This window comes from Shewanella maritima, assembly GCF_004295345.1.
Taxonomy (GTDB): Bacteria; Pseudomonadota; Gammaproteobacteria; order Enterobacterales; family Shewanellaceae; genus Shewanella; species Shewanella maritima.
This window is the reverse complement of sequence record NZ_CP036200.1, coordinates 402,266-422,682: the sequence shown is the minus strand read 5'-3', so window position 1 is coordinate 422,682 and position 20,417 is coordinate 402,266. Positions and strand designations below refer to the sequence as shown.

Annotated in this window: 13 protein-coding genes, 1 tRNA gene and 1 pseudogene; 8 read left to right on the top strand and 7 right to left on the bottom strand. The window is 42.2% G+C overall.

The window, feature by feature from the left end; genetic code table 11:
- Window positions 1-33 precede the first annotated feature (33 nt).
- The 5 genes from EXU30_RS01900 to EXU30_RS01880 all read left to right on the top strand — a co-directional run bounded on the left by EXU30_RS01900 (window position 34) and on the right by EXU30_RS01880 (window position 8,874).
- Window positions 34-699 (top strand): TetR/AcrR family transcriptional regulator, encoded by a 666-nt coding sequence (locus EXU30_RS01900; protein ID WP_130597559.1) that lies wholly within the window; start codon window positions 34-36, stop codon window positions 697-699.
- 172 nt (window positions 700-871) lie between these two features.
- Entirely contained in the window at window positions 872-1,303 is a 432-nt protein-coding gene (gene ndk / locus EXU30_RS01895; RefSeq protein ID WP_130597558.1) for a nucleoside-diphosphate kinase, read from the top strand.
- A 770-nt stretch (window positions 1,304-2,073) separates the two neighbouring features.
- A complete protein-coding gene (locus EXU30_RS01890) occupies window positions 2,074-4,764 on the top strand; it encodes a TonB-dependent receptor (protein WP_130597557.1) in 2,691 nt (896 codons plus the stop codon).
- A gap of 789 nt (window positions 4,765-5,553) precedes the next feature.
- A complete protein-coding gene (locus tag EXU30_RS01885) occupies window positions 5,554-8,199 on the top strand; it encodes a TonB-dependent receptor (protein ID WP_130597556.1) in 2,646 nt (881 codons plus the stop codon).
- 598 nt (window positions 8,200-8,797) lie between these two features.
- Window positions 8,798-8,874, top strand: a tRNA-Pro gene (locus tag EXU30_RS01880).
- A gap of 382 nt (window positions 8,875-9,256) precedes the next feature.
- On the opposite strand, the gene EXU30_RS01875 is transcribed toward EXU30_RS01880, so the two are convergent.
- Entirely contained in the window at window positions 9,257-11,050 is a 1,794-nt protein-coding gene (locus EXU30_RS01875) for a DUF3413 domain-containing protein (RefSeq protein ID WP_130597555.1), read from the bottom strand.
- 102 nt (window positions 11,051-11,152) lie between these two features.
- Entirely contained in the window at window positions 11,153-11,368 is a 216-nt protein-coding gene (locus EXU30_RS01870) for a YejL family protein (protein ID WP_130597554.1), read from the bottom strand.
- Window positions 11,369-11,634: 266 nt separating this feature from the next.
- On the opposite strand from EXU30_RS01870, the pseudogene yejK reads away from it, so the two are divergent.
- A pseudogene (gene yejK, locus EXU30_RS01865) lies at window positions 11,635-12,662 on the top strand (nucleoid-associated protein YejK).
- 199 nt (window positions 12,663-12,861) lie between these two features.
- Window positions 12,862-13,809, top strand: a complete 948-nt coding sequence (gene corA, locus EXU30_RS01860) for a magnesium/cobalt transporter CorA (RefSeq protein ID WP_130597553.1) — start codon at window positions 12,862-12,864, stop codon at window positions 13,807-13,809.
- 101 nt (window positions 13,810-13,910) lie between these two features.
- Here corA and EXU30_RS01855 read toward each other — a convergent pair whose 3' ends face one another.
- Entirely contained in the window at window positions 13,911-15,152 is a 1,242-nt protein-coding gene (locus EXU30_RS01855) for a cyclic di-GMP phosphodiesterase (RefSeq protein WP_130597552.1), read from the bottom strand.
- 206 nt (window positions 15,153-15,358) lie between these two features.
- On the opposite strand from EXU30_RS01855, the gene EXU30_RS01850 reads away from it, so the two are divergent.
- Entirely contained in the window at window positions 15,359-16,054 is a 696-nt protein-coding gene (locus EXU30_RS01850; RefSeq protein ID WP_130597551.1) for a 2OG-Fe(II) oxygenase, read from the top strand.
- Window positions 16,055-16,097: 43 nt separating this feature from the next.
- Here EXU30_RS01850 and EXU30_RS01845 read toward each other — a convergent pair whose 3' ends face one another.
- The 4 genes from EXU30_RS01845 to EXU30_RS01830 all read right to left on the bottom strand — a co-directional run bounded on the left by EXU30_RS01845 (window position 16,098) and on the right by EXU30_RS01830 (window position 20,417).
- Window positions 16,098-17,444 (bottom strand): ATP-binding protein, encoded by a 1,347-nt coding sequence (locus tag EXU30_RS01845; RefSeq protein ID WP_130597550.1) that lies wholly within the window; start codon window positions 17,442-17,444, stop codon window positions 16,098-16,100.
- On the bottom strand, window positions 17,435-18,109 hold the full coding sequence (locus tag EXU30_RS01840; RefSeq protein WP_130597549.1) for a response regulator: 675 nt from the start codon (window positions 18,107-18,109) through the stop codon (window positions 17,435-17,437). The genes EXU30_RS01845 and EXU30_RS01840 overlap by 10 nt, the downstream gene beginning before the upstream one ends.
- A 175-nt stretch (window positions 18,110-18,284) precedes the next feature.
- Window positions 18,285-18,965 (bottom strand): LysE family translocator, encoded by a 681-nt coding sequence (locus EXU30_RS01835; RefSeq protein WP_130597548.1) that lies wholly within the window; start codon window positions 18,963-18,965, stop codon window positions 18,285-18,287.
- 186 nt (window positions 18,966-19,151) lie between these two features.
- The gene (locus tag EXU30_RS01830) at window positions 19,152-20,417 is read right to left on the bottom strand and encodes a dicarboxylate/amino acid:cation symporter (protein WP_210147162.1); all 1,266 of its coding nucleotides are present in this window, start codon (window positions 20,415-20,417) and stop codon (window positions 19,152-19,154) included.

Sequence of the window (20,417 nt, the reverse complement as noted above, 5' to 3'; positions counted from 1 at the left end):
ATGTGGCAAATTAACCGCGGTCATCTGTAGTTTATGACATCAACCGATCTTCGCCCTAAGCAAAAACGTAGCCAGCAGACTCACGATAAGTTTTTGAAAGCGCTGCGCAGCGCGCTTGAAAGTAAGTACTTTGAGCATATTAGTATTAAGGAGCTTGCTGAAGGAGCAGGGGTGTCGGTTGGCACCTTTTATCGTCGTTTTGAAAACAAAGAAGCCTTGTTGCCGCTGCTTTATGACGATTTTGGTGCTGAGCTTGAAGCTTGGGTTTGCGAAATGGAGCAACAAGCTCAAGCCTCGCAAAGTCAACAAACTTTAGCGCAATTTGTTTTATGGTTAACCGATCAGACTGCGACATTTCTACTTGAGCGCAAAAGCGTATTTCGAACCATACATTTAAACGCGCGTCTACATGGGAATAACCTGTTTACCGACCCTAATCTAGATAGGGCGACTACCTACCGCAGAATATCGTTGTTATTTGCAGGCAAGCTATCTCAAGCATCGGTCGATCCGACAAGTGAAGATGCAAGAATAGAGTTGCTTAAAGCCTGTGATATGGCAGTTTATATGTTGGTGAATGGACTGCTCGATCAAATTCTCTATCCGACCTTAACACCTGCGATTGCCAGCGACTTGCCACTAGAGCAATTTGTGCAACAATTATCGACTATGCTTACACGCTATCTTGCTCAGCCCTAAGCTTTGCCATCATGCTGGTTAAGTCTTTAGGTTTTGAGTGGTGATATATAACTCAATGTGGATCACACTCACTATTTTGTCGCTGTGATGTGATTAACGCTTTGCACAATTAGCTAATTTACGTATAATCCGCGCGAAAATTAAATTACTTGCTTATATAAGGAAGCTAGTCATGGCGATCGAACGCACTTTTTCTATCATCAAACCTGATGCAGTTGCTAAAAACCACATCGGTGCTATCTACAACCGTTTTGAATCTGCTGGTCTTAAGATCATTGCTTCAAAAATGGTACACCTAACTAAAGAGCAAGCTGAAGGTTTCTACGCTGAGCACAGCGAGCGTCCTTTCTTTGGTGCGCTAGTTTCTTTCATGACTTCTGGTCCTATCATGGTTCAATGTCTTGAAGGTGAAAACGCAGTTCTAGCTAACCGCGAAATCATGGGTGCTACTAACCCAGCTGAAGCAGCTCGCGGTACTCTACGTGCTGACTACGCTGAAAGCATCGACGAGAACGCAGTACACGGTTCAGACGCATTAGCATCAGCTGAGCGTGAAATCGCATACTTCTTCAGTGCTGAAGAGCTTTGCCCACGTACTCGTTAATACGTTAGTGCGTTAACTGAAAGGGAGCCTATTGGCTCCTTTTTTGTTTTCAACGGTTTTAAATTGCATCGCAACTATGTGCTTGAACTATAGCTGTTTAGGCTACGCTTCCTTCTAGGGAGTTAACATACAGCCGACTCATTCAAAAGGCCTCCATATTTATAACGGGCTTATCTTCGTCGTTATCTCGTTAACTATTTGCTGCTTTACCTAGCAACTCGTCTGCAAACTCCCAAGAAATAGTAAGTACGGAACTAAATGCGACATAGTGAATTTTCGCTAAATTAAGCAGACAAAACGTGCTTACATAGAATCAACTGATGAATAGCACTTACATCTGTTATCAAATTTTGATGGTGATTTAGTATTAACAATGCATTTTAAGTAAGGAAACTTAAAGTTAGGTAAATAGGCTTTGGGTTACCCAGCGTTATATGATCTACTGAATAGTTAACATTACCAATTGCAACTTACCTGTAACCGTATGTGACAGCTTTATTTCAGTTGTATCGATATGTATCGCAAAATGTATCACTTCACATTCTCAAAAAACTCTATAAACCATTAAAAAATAAGCCGGTTTTATTTTGAGCGGCTATTTAATACACCAACCTGTATCAACTTGTATCTTCCTTGTTTTTTATTTGTTATCGGTAATTGATGATCTTGCGTCTCTTTAACAGTATCCCTGTGCTTTGGTTAACCGCTAGTTAACTATTGGCACAATAAAAATACATAGCGTTACGTTTGATAACGCATAGGGAGATAAAATGAGTTCTGAATCTTTAACAGCGAAAGCGATCCGTCGTGGATTATTCGCCGTTGCTACAACATCTGTAGCTGCTGCGGGTATGTATTCTCAGGTGTCAATTGCGGCAGAAGCAGAAGCACAAGTTGAAAGAATTGAAGTAACAGGTTCTCGTATTAAACGCACTGATATGGAAACTGCTACACCAGTGACGGTGATGAGTGCAGATGATATGGCTAAGCAAGGCTTTACCACTATTCAAGATGCGTTACAAAGCTTAACTTCAACTACAAGTGCAATGACGACTCAGTCTGTACATGGTTTTACACCTGCTGCGTCTTCTATTAGTTTGCGTGGTGCTGGTGCTAACCGTACTTTGACTTTGGTCGATGGCAAGCGCCTAAACCAATATCCAAAACCTGCAGGCGGTACTGATAACTTTGTTGATACTGCAAACCTTCCTATGGAAGCTGTAGAGCGTATTGAAGTATTACAATCAGGCGGTTCAGCTGTCTACGGTGCTGATGCTGTTGGTGGTGTAATCAACATTATTCTTAAGAAAGACTTTGATGGTGCTGCATTAAAATATCGCCATGGCGATACCACTGGTGGTGGCGGTGCAAGTGACCGAATTGCGCTATCTCTGGGTAGCTCTTCAGAGAAAGGTAACGTATCTACCTTTATTGAATTTACCAATAATGAAGGCCTAACTGCTGCACAGCGTGAAAAATTCGGTGTTCATACTGATAAAGTACCTCATAGCGAATACTCTCAATACAGTTCTTACGGTGCGCGTATTGCTGGTACCGGTACTGGCGCTCGTCAATTATCTGCACAAGAATGTACAGATGGCGGTTGGTTCTGGGATGAGGCTCGCAGCATTTGTGGTTTTGACCGTTCACAGTGGCGAGACCTTGAGCCAGAGAGCTATCGTTTTATCAGTACAACTAACTTCAACTATGAATTAAACGATGACGTGGCTTTTGTTGGTCGCTTAGACTTTGCTCAAGCTAAATCAACGACTAACATTGAGCCAATGGCAATCAATGATTACGACATCAAAGTTAATGGCAATGAATTAACCGTAAGTTATGGTAATCAGCTAAGCAAAACTTTTGCCGACAAAACAACTGCCTTAGGTGGTGATTTTGCCAATGCTACCGATGGCGATTATTACTATGTGCGTCGTTTACATGAGTTTGATAACCGTCGTGGTGAAACCAACACTCGTAACTACTTCTTTACCGTTGGCTTAGAAGGTGTGCTTGCAGATGAGTACAACTGGGACGTTTCGGCAAACTATGGCCGTACCAATGTAGATGTATTCAGAAGCGGTTATGCGACAGTTGGAAGCATGTTTGATTACATCACGGCAGGTGAAAACGGCAATTCACTGCTTAAGCCTATGTCTTCAGATGACGTAGAAGCAGCATCTTACAGCCCATTTGAGCAGGCGCAATCTACTCAAAAGAATATTCAAGCAAACCTAACCGGTATGGCTTTTGAAATGGCTGAAGGCGATGCTTACTTTGCGGTAGGTGCTGAATACACAATTCAAGATTACTCAACCGACACTGACTCAGAGTCTAAGAAAGGTAACATCCTAACTACTGGTGGTTCATCAGGTGCAGGTGAGCGTTCTTACTGGGCAACTTATGCTGAATTGAGCGTACCTGTACTTGAAGAGCTAACTGTGAACGCAGCGGTTCGTTATGACCGTTACGACGATATGGGTGGTAACTTTACTCCTCAGGTAACTGTTGAATACCGTCCAATTGATGAGTTGTTGGTTCGTGGTTCATACAGTCGTGTATTCCGTGCTCCAGACATGCACCGTGTGTATGGTGACCCGACTACTGGTTTCTCTCAAGTCATTGATTTTAAGCAGTGTGCGGCATTGGGTGGCGAGCCAGGCGTGACTCACCCAGATCCAACTATTAACGAGATTTGTAACGAGCTACACATTGACATTACCACTGGTGCTAACAAAGACCTAGAAGCTGAAACTGGTTACACAGCCAACATTGGTGCGGTATACGGCGGAGACGCATTCAACGCAACATTTGATATTTGGGAATGGCAGCTTGATGACATGGTTAGTGACATCAGTGCTTCAAAAGCAGCGCGTGAATACGAGCTGTATGAGCATATGATCACTCGTGATGACAATGGCACAATTACTCATATCAATTCAGTAGCGCAAAACTTGGCATATAAGAAAGTTAGTGGTATCGACTTAACTGCCGGTTACAACTGGGATTTGGATAGTTTTGGTGACCTAAAACTGAACTTCAACGGTACTTACTTGATTAACTCTGAGAGTCAGCTTGACCCGACTTCAGAAGTGGTTGATAACATCGATGAAGGTGGTTTACCACAATATCGCTTTAACTTAGTGCTTGGTTACTTTGTTCAAGATTTCGAGGCAACTTTAGGTGCTTACCACACCGCTAGAATGCATGGTGTTAACTACACCTCATTCAAAACAGATGATGTAAGCGAAAGTGAGTTAGAGGTTGCATCTCAAACTAAGTGGAACCTAACTGCCGCTTACAATATCTCTGATGAATTTAAGCTAACTTCAGGTATTGTTAACTTGTTTGATGCAGGTCCTAACTTTGACCCAACTGACACTTCATGGCCACACTACCCACGCAGCGTATACAACGCTCGCGGTCGTGAATGGTTTGTTGAAGCTGAAGTCAAGTTTTAATCTGTAACGCAAAATAAATTAAGCCACCTATTTGGGTGGCTTTTTTTTGTTTTCAATCTCTAAACCACCTACTTCAGTAGGTGGTTATCACTTGATTGAACTTTTCCTATAAATTCTGGTGTTTTTCAGACCTGGCAGCTTTAACAATTTGCTCATTACTCTTGGTTATCGCTGCAGTTGGTGACGTTAGGTTCTTTTTTAGGGAACCAACACAAAGCCACTTTGTGTAGAAAGAGGTATTTTACATCGTGCTGATAACTCCTATTGCTAAAGCATAGATAACAAACTGCATTGACCCCTATAAATAGTTATTCACCCCGTAGCTGTCTTTATTTTCAACACATTGCGTCAAAATAAGCCTTTATTCACATTTTTTACTCTGTTTTGTAACTTCATTGTTAACTTTCGAATGTTTTATATGCAGGTAAGAAAAAAGTTTTGAATGATTATGTGTTTATTTTGGGTTAATTCTCATTGGGAACATGTTTGTTACATAGTTCATACCACTGAGTAACCAGTGTTACATTGTGTTTCCGCGTGGTTTGTTTGAATATATTTACGCACTCATTTAGTTAAGTATTTGATTTAAAATGAATTGTACTATCGTTATGTGTAACATTCGTGCAAAAATAGTATCAAGTTGTGATTTGGTGGTTTTTTTATAATGAATTCAGTTGATTGGGTTACACCTATTTAACAGTATCGAACTCAAGCGGTTAACTATCGGTTAACAGCTAAAACAATAAAAAACATTGCGTTATTTGATTTAACGTATTGAGGGAGATAAAAATGAGTTCTGAATCATTAACGGCCAAAGCGATTCGTCGCAGCCTTCTAGCAGCTGCTGCTACATCAGTTGCATTTACAGGTTCTGCTTTTGCAGAAGAAGAAAAAGTTGAGCGTATTGAAGTAACAGGTTCACGTATCAAGCAAGTTGATATGGAAACTTCTTCGCCTGTTACGGTTTTAAGTGCAGCGGATATTGCTCTTACTGGTGAAAAAACAGTCGCAGACGTACTTAACAACTCATCTATCAACGCATTTGGTTCATGGCGTGGTATGTCTGGCTATGGTTCTGGTGCAAGTGCAACTAGTTCTATTAACATGCGTGGTCTAGGCTCTCAAGCAACCCTAGTTCTTTTAGACGGTCGTCGTATGCCTGGTACCAGCTCAAGCTCTGGTACTACAGCTGATACGTCGCAAATTCCAACAGCTATCGTTGAGCGTATTGAAATTTTGCGTGATGGTGCTTCTGCGGTATACGGTTCTGACGCGGTTGCTGGTGTTATCAACATTATTACTAAAAAAGAGTTTGACGGTGTTCAGCTCGATTACAGCACTGAGATGCCTGATGTGGAAGGTGGTGAGTCTTCACGTTTTTCTTTGTCAGCTGGCTACAACACTGATAAAGGCAACATTACCTTTACCTATGAGTATTATGATACCGCATCAGTAATGGATAAAGATATCTGGGATCTAAACAACCCAGCTTACAATGCGTATAGCTTGTTTAGTTCTGTTCCTAATGGCTCATATCATGACGGTAATGGTTGGGTTAACTACTCAAATTCAGAGATGTGTGAGCAAACTGAAAATGTAGTCGATAGAACAGATGGCAACAATGTGGGCCAATGTCGTTATAGTTATGGGGCTGTAACTAAGCTGTTTGGTGATATGACTCGTAACTCGTTTATGACTAACTTCAGCTACTCACTTACTGATGACATTCAGTTCCGTGGCCGTGGTTCAGCATCTTTAAGTGAAACAGAGACTCGCTACGCTGGTACTCCAGTATCAACTAACTACCCTGTAATGTCTGCTGACAACCCGTTTAACCCGGTTGGCGAAGACATGACAGTATATATGCGCTCTGTTCAGATTGGTGAGCGTGACACGTTAACCGAAACCAATAACTATGACTTCTTAGGTGGTTTAGTAGGTTACACAGATGTCGGTAATGGTATTGATTGGGAAATTAATGCACAAGTATCTGGTTCGACTACTAACTCGTTTAACTATAACCTGATTAATGACAACATTATCCAGAGTGAAATTGATACTGGTAAGTACGATATCTTTAATTATTCAGGTATGGAGTACGATGAGTGGAACCAGCAAATGACTGCGCTATATTCTGCTGCCGCTCATACAGGTGTTTATCAAGGTAAGTTTGATAGCACTCAAATTGATGGCCTAGCATCTACCTTGCTTTATGAGGGTGATGATGTTTCAGTAGCGATGGTAGTTGGTGCAGAGTATGAAATGATCAACTTTAAGCAAACTTCTGATCCAGAATCAGCCGCCGGCATTATCTCTGGTGGTTCTGGTGGTGACGACGTAAACGCTGAGCGTGATCGTACTGCTGCTTACACTGAATTCCAAGTAGGTTTACCAGGTAATGTAGATATCTCTGCTGCAATTCGTTATGAAAAATACGACCAGTCAGGAACACTAACTGGCGCTGAAGGTCAAGTTACTAACTCTTCTACATTTGATGCTGTAGTACCCAAATTAGGTGTAAGCTGGCGCCCAATTGATGAATTACTTATCCGTGCAAGCTATGGTGATTCATTCCGTGCACCAAACATGGGTGAGATGTTCTCTTCACAATCGTTAAGCTTTGAAACTGCGCATGACGTAACTTACTGTAATGAAAACCCTGATGATGATTACTGTGGTACTGGTCAGCAGCACAAAACTTGGTTTGGTGGTAATCCGAACCTAGAAGCTGAAGAAGGTAACTCACTAACTTTAGGTGCAGTTTGGAATGTTACAGATGCTTGGAGTGTAGAGCTTTCTTACTACGACATCACTTATGACAACAAGATTGAAGCTATCTCAGTAACAGATATCTTACGAGATGAACTATTAAACGGTGGTTCTGATTTCGTTACACGTGGTGCTGACGGTAAGATTGAGTACATCGAGAGTGGTTACGTAAATATGGCATCGGTAGAAACCAGTGGTTTCGACTTTGCAACAGCATATAACTTTGAAACAAACTATGGTGACTTCAACCTGAAGCTAGACATGACTCATGTACTAGAGTTTGTGGAGCAAGCAAATGCTGAATCAGACAAGATTGATAGTGCTGGTGTTCAAGATTACCCACAATGGCGTGGTAACTTTGCTGCAGCATGGTACTACAATGATTGGAATGCGGCTTGGACAACGGTATACATTGGTAGCCAGTCTGGTCAATACTGGCGTGACCTTGGCTATGATTACATCATCGATACGCCAAACTACTTCAAGCACAACTTACAAGTTGGTTACACCCATGACTGGAACGGTACTATTACTGTTGGTGTGAACAACGTATTTGATGAAGAAGCGCCGACTTGGTATAACTTCCCAGATTACCGTGACGTGAATACTGGTTTATACGATGTATTAGGTCGTACTTACTACCTACGTATTAACCAAAAGTTCTAATTAGTTCATCTCTCCCTAGATGACCCAAAGCCTCCGTTCGCGGAGGCTTTTTTTGTTTTCAGCCCTAAACCACCTACTTCAGTAGGTGGTTATCATCGAGTAGGCTTTGCCTGTATTTCTGTTTACATGACATGTTAGGTTGAGCCTTCTATGTAATGATATTTAAAGCACGCAGTAAGCACATCCTCCCTTTGTTTTACTAGAAGGCTCAACGAAAACATCCATGTTTTCAAAGGCTTTAAATATCATCACTTATAGATGCTGCTGAGAATACAAAACCACTGAAAGCCCCTTCTTTAGAAGGTGGATATTTACTTTCAGTCCTAAATTACCGACTTAAGTAAGGGCAGCTAACTGGTGTTTATAAACCGTATTCGTAACATTTAGTCTAAGGCTTTGCTTACTGATATTAAGTGGGCTTGTGCAGACACACTGAGTTAGGCTAGATGAACAGCTTGGTTAATGGATAAACAATCAACACTTGTGAACATTACTCAAGCTTTACCTATTAGGCAGGCTTTGATAATCTCTACTCGCGCATAAAATATAAATAAAGCAGGGTGTTAGAACAATTTGAAATGCTTTATTTTCCACCATTCGGTATGTAGCGCAGCCCGGTAGCGCACTGTCATGGGGTGTCAGGGGTCGGAGGTTCGAATCCTCTCATACCGACCAATTAAAAAATGCCCGTTAATTTAGCGATTAACGGGCATTTTGTCTTTTGTTCATCTGTAAGCTATTGCTTAACAACTTGCATTCCACGTAGGTTAATTCGCAGATATTTAGGTTCTTTACAGTAATTAGCGTGCGTGGCAAAGTGAGGGGCCATAGCTCAACCAAGTAAGTGTGTAAGCTCACAAATGTCGGTCGGTTACTATTACACTGCTACTCGCTACTCGCTACTCGCTACTCGCTACTTGTTATTTTCCACAACTTTGTTTAGTCCCATCTGCCTTAATAAATTGATGGCAGAATCAAACCGCTCGTAAATAAAAAGCCCTTGGCTGATAAGCAAAGGGCTTTTTAAATCTGTTAAGTAGTTAAAATACAGCGACATTTAGTTGTTGTACAAACGCCTACCTTCGCGCATCACCTGAATAAGCTCAGGTGCACTCATTTTCTTCTCTAGCTGTTTGGTAAAGTCGAGATTATAGATTTGGTAGTTGCCATGCCTGTCTAACACAGTTGCTTCTTTAGCTTGGTATATAGCAAAGACCCGGCTGTTACCTATGTAGACCCATTCATCGTGACCAGGTTGGAATAGGGTGCGGCCACTGCTGTAATCTGTTACTGGGTTAGTGCAGTTAAACATGTGGCTCATTAGCGTAGGTGCTAGACCGTAGTGGCTGGTGCGATAATTGATCTCTTTTGCTGTTCTGCCAGCTTCATGCACGATTAATGGTACCTTCACATTAGCTGGTGAAAAGTCGCGGCGGATCTCACGGCTGTTACTGGTAAATACCTGCCCATGGGTGCCGGTGATGATTACGGTTGTTTGTGGGTCGACATTTTTTAATAGCTGCTCTAGCTGCTGATCAATAAAGAAAAGTGATTGACGGTATTGGTTAAACAATACCTTTTCAGCGCTTTTAAGTGGCATAGGCGGCGCGATAGTTTCAATGCCTAAAAAGCCTGCAGGTGTGTCGTAGTCTCTTGGTGAGGAGTAGTTCACTAGCGCAAACCAAGGCTGAGCCTGACTCGCCTGCCATTGATTAAAATCTTCTGTGATTGCGGCGTCGACTTGAGCGCTGCCACGCTTATCTGAGTGCGATGATACGGCAAACTGGCTTGCAATCGCACTTTGACTCAATAGCTGCAGGTTTTCGTCAGAGGTAAATAATTGACGTTGATAATTCTGTTGAGCAAGCACTTGAGTGAGTACAGGTTCTGTTAGCCTAAATTCAATGCGGTCTATATAACTTGTTTGGATGCCGTATAGCAGTGAGAACATACCCGTTAAGTACTGATTACCACCCGTGTAATGCTGGGTAAATAAGGTATTTTTCTGCTGATACTGAGTGAGGAATGGCATAGTTTTGTCAGTGATCATATCAGCGCGAAGGCTATCAACCACTACCATCAATACATTGTTAGCATCACTTGGTGCAGAGCATTGCATAGGGGTAATTGGATATGTTAATTGACTGTTGGCATGAAGCCTAGGCTGGCTATTATCGTCTTCGTTTTGAATGCCACTTTTGGCCATAAATGATTTCGCTGTGGCAGGGTATGACAGCGGGTACACATCATCATAGCGGGTGATTTTATCGACTTGCGTCGCATCGGCCCAAATGTGGATAAGGTGACTGGCAAAAAAGCAAACACCAACAAAGATAACGACTTTATTCCCCCACTGTTTTTTCTGGATTTTGTCGATGCGCTTCCATATATAGTTTGCCGCGGTGAGCTCTAACACTAAGATCGCTAAAGGGACGGAGATATAAGAAGTGCTATGAAGTAGTGAGCTTAAGTCTTGCCAGGCTAAATCGAATGCAAACGGGCTTAAATGAATACCGTAGTCGTCATAAATCAAGGTATCAAATAACAATGCATATAAACCAAGTGATGCGACAAACGCAGTAAACCCACGCAAAATCTTGGAATAGGGTAAAACAAGGGTAACCGGGAAAATAAATACCAAATACACTAAAAACGCTAAAAAGGTAAAGTGGCCTATGGTGCTAATTGCGAGGTATCCCCACTCAAGCGTGGAGTCAGGCCAACCGACACTGCGGATGTATCTGCTGCCAATTAGCATGGCTAAAAAACCGTTAAAGAAGGCAAACCAGTGCCCCCAATTCACTAAGCGTGAAATTTTGTCGCGGCTCATTTGTTTTTTGCGCTCAGCCATGCTTTGTTGTAACCCTATTTTTTAAACCGATCGTTGATAACTGGTTCTTTGTAACTAATCAGTTTTGTAACTGTTTATTTGTAACTGGCCTTTTGAAACAGATCATTGGCTTACTGATTGTGACAACGCCTTAGCAAATTGTTCTGCCACGGCTTTGCGCGACTCAGCAGGAACCTTATTTTCAAGTAAATGAGTCACAGTGTTACCTAGTGCCATTAAGCGAAGATCTGTAGGGGCTTGATGCTTGTCTAGCACAGCTAAAATCTCAGCGATTAATGCTTCTACTTGAGTATTGGTGTATTTAGATTGAATTGCCATAATCAAAAAACTTCAAAATGAATGAATTAGCTGCATATGATAACGGATTTATCAGCCTGTCGCCTATGGATTTATTGCACAATCCCCATCTCAGCAGCGAACAAGTTACAAATATTGGTAAATTTGGTCAGGCTTGTATGATAACTAGCCGAATAACCAGTAAATAACGCTGCATTTCGATGACAAGTTCTCGTAGATGATTCGACTTAGGCAATCTGTTTGATATGATTGGCATCATTTGCGAAAACTGCTTAGGACGCTTCTTAATGACTATTTCCACTGAACACGCCATTATCCATGAAATCTCTCAAGATGCTCAGGGGCAAATGCGTTGTCGCCTTCGACCTCAACCCTTGCTTAATAGTCATGCCGTTGATGCAATACTCGATGAGCTCCACCACAGCTATAGTGGCAAAGGAGGTAAAGGGTTTGGTTTTTTCGGTACTCATGGTGAAGATGGCGAAGCTAACGAAGCCTTTGCAAAAGCGCTTACTGACTACCGAAATGGCGATTTAGGCTTCGTTGAGTTTACCTCTAGTGCGAGCCAATTGCTGCAAGAAGAGCTGTCTAAGTATGATTTTAGTCAGGGCGGTTTTTTGTTGATGTCTTGCTATAGCGTGATGGCCAGTGACTATTTGTTTGTTGCATTGCTAAATGCTAAGTCCTCGATGACCGTACTTGATGACATGGAGCTAAGCGAGAATAACCATTTAGACTTAAGCAATATTCAACTAGCAGCTCGTATCGACCTAACTGAATGGCAAGCTGACAAAGAGTCTCGCAAGTACATTTCGTTTATTCGTGGCCGTGCTGGGCGTAAAGTAGCCGATTTCTTTTTAGATTTCATGGGTGCGTTGAGGGCGTAAATACTAAAGCGCAGAACAAAACTTTGATGAATGCGGTTGAAGATTTTGTCGCCAGCAGCGAGCTTACTAAAGACGAGCGTCAAGAAGCACGCAACAAGGTGTTTGATTATTGCACTGAGCGTGCAGAGACAGGTAACGATATTGAAGTAAAAGATCTTGCCGATGAACTTGCTGACCAAGGTATGGATTCGTTCTATGATTTTGCTTGTGGCGGTAACTATGAGCTAGATGAAGAGTTTCCCGCTGACAAAGCAAGTTTGCGTCAACTTAAAAAGTTTTCTGGCACGGGCGGTGGGGTAACTTTGAGTTTTGATGGTGGGCATTTAGGAGAGCGAGTGATTTACGACCCTATTTCGGACACCATTTTGATCAAAGGTGTACCAGCCAACCTCAAGGATCAGCTAGACCGTCGCTTAAAAGGTGAATAAAGCAGCAAGCTTAAGTTAAAGCGCCAAATATGGCGCTTTTTTTATAACTTTAGTTGGTTATTTGCAGGTTTGGCAATCAATATGAAATAACATCGGCATTATTTCATTTTTTCATTTTATTTTTTATCAAATTTAGTACACTAGCGCCCAATTCAATCTACTGTTCAAGTTACCTAGCGTGACGCTATTAGGGGGACACATGATCACAGCCTATGTTTATCAAAATCGAAAGCTAACCGTTCACGAACTTACTATTCACGACAGCTTGCCCGATAGCACCTTATGGTTGGACATGAAGAAACCCAATGAAGACGAACGATTGTGGTTGAGGCGATTTTCAGCCGAAGATGTGCCAGATGAAGAAGATATCAATGAGATTGAGGCATCTGCGCGTTTTTTCCAAAGTAAGGATGGCTTGCATATTAACTCGTTATTCCCACAGCGCTTTGGCACCGAAGTGCGCGGTATTAACGTGTCATTTAACTTACGGACTGACTTTTTACTGACCATTCGTGAAGATGATGTAGGCCTTATCCGCCTGCTGAGAAATTATCTGCGTTTGGGGCGCCTTGATATCACGACACCTCAAGGGCTAATGCTTGAACTGTTCAACCTCAAAGTAGATTATTTGTCAGATTTAATTGAAGACGTGTACTCGGTACTTGAAAGTGTTGGTGAAGACGTGTTTGAAAATGAAGAGCTTGATGATGTGTTTAAACTCATTACGCTACAAGAAGACTCAAACGGTAAAATTCGCCTAAGTTTGCTTGATACGCAGCGCTCGCTTCGTTATATGCAGCGCTACTATCGTGAGCATTTATCTGAAGAAAACGTCAAAGATTTACGAGAGATGTTATCAGATATTGAGTCTTTGATGCCTCATAGCCAGTTCATCTTCGATAAACTTAACTTTTTACTTGATGCAGCTATGGGCTTTAGCGGCTTACAGCAAAACAAGATCATTAAGATCTTCTCAGTTGCCGCAGTGGTATTCCTGCCTCCTACAGTTATCGCCAGTAGTTATGGGATGAACTTTGCGAATATGCCTGAGCTTGATTGGCAATTTGGTTATCCAATGGCGATAGGTATGATGTTGGCTAGTGCTGCTGGCACTTACTTGTTCTTCAAGCGTAAAGGTTGGTTGTAAATTATTTTTGCGCTGAAAAATTGAAAAGCCAATGCTAATGCATTGGCTTTTTTGTATGGGCATTCGGGTTTAATTACTCTTACATAATAGATACTTATTGGCTATTTACCAAATGCGTAAGTTACGTTGGTACGCGGGTTGAGGTACTTCATTACCTTCTCTGGTAAGCCCGATGGTGGCAGACTACGTACGACCTTTAAACCGTGATCTTGCAGCGAGATAATAGGCGCTTGCTCTTTAGGTACCAAAGGATCGTAAGCGATAACATCGGGTAGTAATATTTGTTGAAGGTTTACCGTTATCACTAAGGCAAATTGCCCATTGGATAACTCAACTACGCTACCTGGTGGATACACGCCAAGCTTTTTAATAAATTTGCCCACATATTCAGTGTTAAGCTTTGTTTTATAGTTTTTATATAGTTGTCCCAAGGCTGTACTTGGGGTTTTCGCTTTAATGTGGTGAGTACCGTTACATAGAGCATCGAACTCATTCACCACAGTCAATAGCTGCGAGGGTTCATCTAATGCTTCTTGCTTTAGTCCTTGCGGGTAACCACTTCCGTCCAGAAACTCATGGTGATTAGCTATCATAGGTTTTGCTTCATCTGGGAAACTGTCGGCAAGCTTTAAAAAATTGATGCTCATGAGTGGGTGTTGTTTAAGCAAGTTTTGTTCAGCATCAGTTAACGACGCTTTTTTACGCAAAATATTCGAAGGAATTTTGAACTTTCCTATGTCATGAAATAGGGCGCCAAGGCCTATCAGTTCAATCTTTTCCCGTGGCCAGTCAAGCTCTTTAGCCATTAACATGCTGAGCATAGACACGTTTAATGCGTGATGATAAATCACGTCACCCGGTTTGGCGTCTGCCATAAGGTGCAGTGCGAGGTCTTCACCGCTTACAAGTATATCGGTGAGGTTGTTAATTAGTTCTTTAGCTTCGTTAACTGCATTAAGCGGCCGACTACTTATTTTAGAGGTCATGGAACGCATCATTGATAATGAGCGGTCAAACTTTTGCTCGGTTTTCTTAAAGCGGCGTTTAAGTTGCTGTTGCTTTTCGATAAGCTCGTTTTTCTGTTTATCCATTTCAGACTTTAAGTCGCTCAAAGCTTGACGGTCGATTTGTTCGTCACCATTTGCTTGCGCGGGTTTTGCATCGCTTTTTTCTCTGACGTAAAAAACTTCTTTTATTCCAAGTCTCTTAATAAGTTGGATTTGTGCAGTGTCTTTTATCTTAAAGCTATTGAATAAAAAAGGGTGGTCTTTCCATGAAGCGGGCAGTCTAATAAACATGCCGACTTGAAGTAATTGGACTGAGACTTTCTCGCTTTGACTCATTGATTATTATTCCTGAAACACATCTTCGCAGGCCGCCTTAGCTGTTGAATGTATCTACTGCAGCCAAAGAGATATTCGTCTAAGCATCAATCGCAAGTTTGAAGCTCATTTATACGGGACTGCGCGGTACTAAATTTAGCAGCGGCTTTACATAAGCTTAACAAGCATGGCAGCATATTTGTATGGTTATCCACTGAAAGTTTGATATGGATTTTATAGAAGTTTATCCAAATGCTTTACCTGAAACCCTGTGCAATAGCTTAATTCAAGTGCTAGATACCCATCCTGCGGTTACTCAAGGGAAAACGGGGAATGGTGTCGACTTAGAAAAGAAGCATAGCCGAGATTTAACTATGGACTCAGTTGCCGAGCTTACGCAACTGAAAAATGAGATACTGCAAGTCACCTTTAAATATGCTGTTGAGTATTTTAAGCGCTATCCGCTGGCGTTGATGGGCGCTGTCGCGGTTAATGTTAACGATGAGCAGGGCAATCCGACCACCTTAACGCCGGACAATTTCGAACGGCTCGGGCTGCCTCGAATAGAGGCTATTGTAAAATACTTGTTCCGCAGTGGAGCAGTAAATTTGCAGCATTATCAACAAGGTGTTGGAGGTTACCCTCATTGGCATTCGGAGCAATTTCCACAGCTGCCCCATAATGAACCTTTACATCGTGTCGCGCTGTTTATGTTTTATTTGAATGATGTTAAGCAAGGTGGTGAAACCGAGTTCTTTTATCAAAATAAGCAAATAAAACCGCAAAAGGGCACTATGGTAATAGCGCCTGCTAGCTTTACTCATAGCCACAGAGGTAACACGCCATTAAGTAATGACAAATATATTGTGACGTCATGGCTGATGTTTAATCGTGCAGAGCAGCTATATGCTCGTAATGATTGATTATGTATTTGCTAGCCTGTTGACTTACTGCATTGTTGAATCGTTATTGAGCGGGCAGTGTTAGAGCGAATTGCGCCCCAAGTAGATCACTTTGCTCGATATTCATGGTGCCACCATAGCTATCAATAATCTCTTGGCAAACCGCAAGACCAATACCTTGTCCTGGTGATTGGGTATCGGCGCGAACACCCCTTAAAATAATTTTTTGTTTAATGCTGTCTTCTACACCAGGCCCATCATCTTCGATGAACAACTGGATATTTCCACTTGATGTAATTGCTGTTACACGCACTTTGCTGATACACAAGCGGTAAGCGTTTTCAAGAATGTTTCCCACAAGCTCCATTACATCGGCTTTTTCCATTGGCAATATTAGTTGAGGAGCAACTTTAAGTTCCAACTGTACCGCTTTTGAGTGATACAATTTATCAAGCATGTCGGTAATTTGCTTGATGACAGGCTCAAGTGGAGTAAGCTCACTGATTAGCCCTTTACGACCCAACATCGCTCGCTTAAGTTGGTATTTTACAAGTTGGTCCATGTCATTGACCTGAGTTAGCGCGTGCTGACGTTGCTGTTCTTGTGTCAGGCTTTTATCGTCTATGATGGCAAGTGTTGCAGCTAGGCGCGTCTTTAGGCTGTGTGCTAAGTCATTCATGGCGTTTTGATAACGGCTTTGGCGTTGCTCACTTTGGCTCACTAGCTGGTTAAGGGAATTCGTTATCCCAGTCAGCTCAACAGGGTAGTCGTTCTCAAGTGATTGCTTTTGACCATCTTTTAATTGTTGCAATTCTAACTTTAAGCGCCTAAGCGGCAGCAAACTCCAATAAGCCGCACTAGTGAGTAGTAAATAAGCGATACCTAATACAATTGCTAATCTAAATAAGGTTAAACGGTCAAACTTGTCTAACTCTTGTTTTAATTTACTGGCGTCTTTCAAAATGACTAGGTGGTAATCCTGAGCTTCTATTTGCACGCTAAGTGCGTAAACAAAATAATTTTGATCTGTACCGTTATTAATGTATTTGACGCCAAAACTGTCCTTAACGTTTTTATAGCGTTCACATATTTGTAAAACGCCCGCGTCTATTGCCGCACTGGACTCCCACATAGTGTGGTAGCGAGAGTCACAGGTTGCCATTAGATACTTGGTGTAAATGTTATCGTTGTCGATAGCCTGTGTAATCGGTACAAGGTTGTTTTCTTGAAACTCCGCCGCAATGACTGGTAGCTCGGCAATAAGTTTGGTGGTGGTGTCATTGTATTTGCTTTGCGCAAACACCAGAGTGAGTAGCCAGGCAAGTGCGAAGCCCACTAATGTAATAATGGTGAAAGAGGTGACCAGCACCCGAGTTAATAGGCGTTTTTCTGGGTGCAGGTTTAGTCGCATGGAAGGTTGAACTTGTAGCCTTGACCTCTAATGGTCAAAATAGGGTTTTCTAGTCCGCCCTGGGTTAACTTTTTGCGTAGCCTACTCACCATAACTTCAATGGTATTTGGATCGCCTTCCTTGTCAGCATAAATAACGTCTAAGATACGTTGCTTGGCAACGACTTCACTATTGTGGCGCATTAGATATTCGAGAATTTGATATTCAAATGCGGTAACTGACATTAACTCACCATTCAGGGTTATTTGTTTTGCTGCTAAGTCGACAGTGAGTGGCCCTGAGCTTATTTGTGGTTTAACGAAGCCCGCACTGCGTCGAACTAGCGCATCAAGTCGTGCAAAAAGCTCTTCTTTCTGGAATGGTTTTACTAGGTAATCATCTGCACCAGCATTAAGACCTTCGACTTTATCTTGCCAATTAACCCTGGCAGTTAAAATAAGAATAGGGAACTTGATGCCTTGTTCTCGGATAGATTTAATCAGGCTCATACCATCTTGATCAGGTAGCCCTAAGTCGACAATTGCAACGTCAATAGGATAGTTGCATGCTTGATAGAAGCCTTCTTTAGCCGTGTCTGCTACTTGCACATGGTTGTCTAGCTCTGACAGCTGAGTCGCAAGGTGGTGAGACAATATTGGATCGTCTTCAATAACTAGCACGCGCATGAACTACCTCTGGAATATCGGACCGTTAGTTTGAGTTTACTTAATCAATTAGTGAATTAAAACTCTGATTAATTACCCTATTTGGAATGTTTCAATTCTGTACTTTTTGGGCTTTTGAGTAGTTTACTTAACACTGCCTGAATAATGACTGAACGTTGTTCATGTTACATTACGGCTAAATTAGCTGACTGATAGCAATTGTTGCCGAAACGCCGATGAATATTACGCCAACACCAAGATCGATATAGCAAGCAATAGCCTTGAAATAGCCTTGAACTTTTTGTTGCGACAAGACAATTGCTACAAATGCAAACCAGAGCAGTGCCAATCCAAATAATACAATGGTAGCGCCAGCCTTCGTTAGCGTATTGGTTTCGACTGGAACCATGACAGTAAACAAGGTGATGAAAAAGATCAGTGCTTTGGGGTTGAGCATATTGGTGAGTAAACCAATTCTAAACCCTTGAAAGTTTGAAAGCGGTGCGGTTTGCGGCTCGTCATCTATTTCGCCTGAACTATCAAGCGTGTTTTGGCGTAGCTGTTTTTGCACTTTATTTGCTTTTATTTGGCTAATGGCAGCTTTGAGTGCGCCAACACCCATCCATGCGAGGTAACTTATCCCCACAAACTGTACGATTGAATAGGCGATTTCTGACTGGCGGATCATTAAACTGATCCCCATTAAAGAAAGAAGTGTGTGAGCCAGAATTGCCAACGCGATACCAAAAGCGCAGCTTAATGCAACGCTTCTTTGTTGCTGGGTAGCGAGTTTAACAATAATTGCGAAGTCTGGCCCGGGGCTCATTAGCGCGATGAAATGAACGATTGCTAAGCTGATCAGTAAAGTTGAGTCCATAAAGTACGGGGTTTATTTGGCTGATTATTATAAAAATATGTCAGGTCATCATGACACGAACTTGAGTGCCCAACAAATTTTGTTGGTTTGACGATAAGTTACGCTAGCCATGTACATGAATGACTATATTACAGCGACAAAAAAGGTGCTATTCGCACCTTTTTTAGTTTAGCTCATAGCTTATTTCTATCGTTGCTCAGGGTGAAGTACTTGCTCTTCGAAGTTGTGAGCGACTTTACCGGCTTGTGAGTTTTCAAACACTTGTTGGTCGAACTCGCCTTCAGATTTTGCAATGACTACGGTCGCAACTGTATCACCGGTTACGTTAACCGCTGTGCGCACCATATCAAGTAAACGGTCAACACCAATAATCAGGGCAATACCTTCAACAGGCAGGCCTACTTGGTTTAGTACCATAGCAAGCATGATTAAGCCTACGCCTGGAACGCCGGCAGTACCGATAGATGCCAAGGTTGCGGTAACCACGACGGTTAGGTAATCCACAAAGCTAAGCTCAATACCAAACACTTGGGCAATAAATACCGTCGCGACACCTTGCATAATCGCAGTACCGTCCATGTTAATGGTGGCGCCAAGTGGTAGTGTGAAAGAAGCAATCTTGTTGTCTACACCCATACGGTGCTCTGCGGTTTCAATTGTAACCGGTAGCGTTGCATTTGAACTTGCTGTTGAAAAAGCGAACAGTTGTACGTCGCGGATTTTACGCAAGAACATGAGTGGGCTTAGGCCTGAGAACACTTTTAGTAAGGTTGGGTATACAACTAATGCGTGGACAATTAATACCAGTAGAACTAAGAAGAAGTACTTCAGTACTGAGCCAAATGTTTCTAGTCCAAGCGTTAGGCTTAATTTAGCCATTAGTGCAAACACACCGTATGGTGCTAATTGCATGATTAGCGTGACCACTCGCATGATAACTTCGTTCAAATCATTGAATAAGGCCGCGACGCGTTTACCGCGTTCGCCAATATGCGAAATCGCAAAACCGAAAATAACTGCAAACAGAATAATTTGCAGCATATTACCTTCAGTCATCGCTTGAATAGGGTTAGTCGGGACTATGTTGATGATGACTTCAGCAAGACTTGGTGCCTCTTTAGCATTAAATTCCATTGCGCTGGTGGCTAAGGAGGCTGCACCTGGGTGGACTATGATTGCCGCTGTAATGGCTACGGTTAGAGCGATTGCGGTCGTAAACAGGTAGAAAGCGATGGTTTTACCACCGAGTCTGCCTAATTTAGACGGATCGCTTAACGAGCAGGTACCGCATACCAAAGATATAAATACCAAAGGCACGACGAGCATTTTTAAACTGGAGATGAAGATGGTACCAATTACCGCGAGCACGCCTTCAGTGATGTAATCCTTAATAAAGGCACTTTCAGGGAATAAATTTCGCAGTAATAGGCCGAGGATAATACCGGTCAGCAT

Excerpts from the sequence above, each read along its gene's own strand:
- ndk (WP_130597558.1), top strand. The coding sequence starts at position 872 with ATGGCGATCGAACGCACTTTTTCTATCATCAAACCTGATGCAGTTGCT.
- EXU30_RS01855 (WP_130597552.1), bottom strand. The coding sequence starts at position 15,152 with ATGAGTCAAAGCGAGAAAGTCTCAGTCCAATTACTTCAAGTCGGCATG.
- EXU30_RS01900 (WP_130597559.1), top strand. The coding sequence starts at position 34 with ATGACATCAACCGATCTTCGCCCTAAGCAAAAACGTAGCCAGCAGACT.
- EXU30_RS01875 (WP_130597555.1), bottom strand. The coding sequence starts at position 11,050 with ATGGCTGAGCGCAAAAAACAAATGAGCCGCGACAAAATTTCACGCTTA.
- EXU30_RS01870 (WP_130597554.1), bottom strand. The coding sequence starts at position 11,368 with ATGGCAATTCAATCTAAATACACCAATACTCAAGTAGAAGCATTAATC.
- EXU30_RS01835 (WP_130597548.1), bottom strand. The coding sequence starts at position 18,965 with ATGGACTCAACTTTACTGATCAGCTTAGCAATCGTTCATTTCATCGCG.
- EXU30_RS01850 (WP_130597551.1), top strand. The coding sequence starts at position 15,359 with ATGGATTTTATAGAAGTTTATCCAAATGCTTTACCTGAAACCCTGTGC.
- EXU30_RS01890 (WP_130597557.1), top strand. The coding sequence starts at position 2,074 with ATGAGTTCTGAATCTTTAACAGCGAAAGCGATCCGTCGTGGATTATTC.
- EXU30_RS01845 (WP_130597550.1), bottom strand. The coding sequence starts at position 17,444 with ATGCGACTAAACCTGCACCCAGAAAAACGCCTATTAACTCGGGTGCTG.
- EXU30_RS01885 (WP_130597556.1), top strand. The coding sequence starts at position 5,554 with ATGAGTTCTGAATCATTAACGGCCAAAGCGATTCGTCGCAGCCTTCTA.
- EXU30_RS01840 (WP_130597549.1), bottom strand. The coding sequence starts at position 18,109 with ATGCGCGTGCTAGTTATTGAAGACGATCCAATATTGTCTCACCACCTT.
- EXU30_RS01830 (WP_210147162.1), bottom strand. The coding sequence starts at position 20,417 with ATGCTGACCGGTATTATCCTCGGCCTATTACTGCGAAATTTATTCCCT.
- corA (WP_130597553.1), top strand. The coding sequence starts at position 12,862 with ATGATCACAGCCTATGTTTATCAAAATCGAAAGCTAACCGTTCACGAA.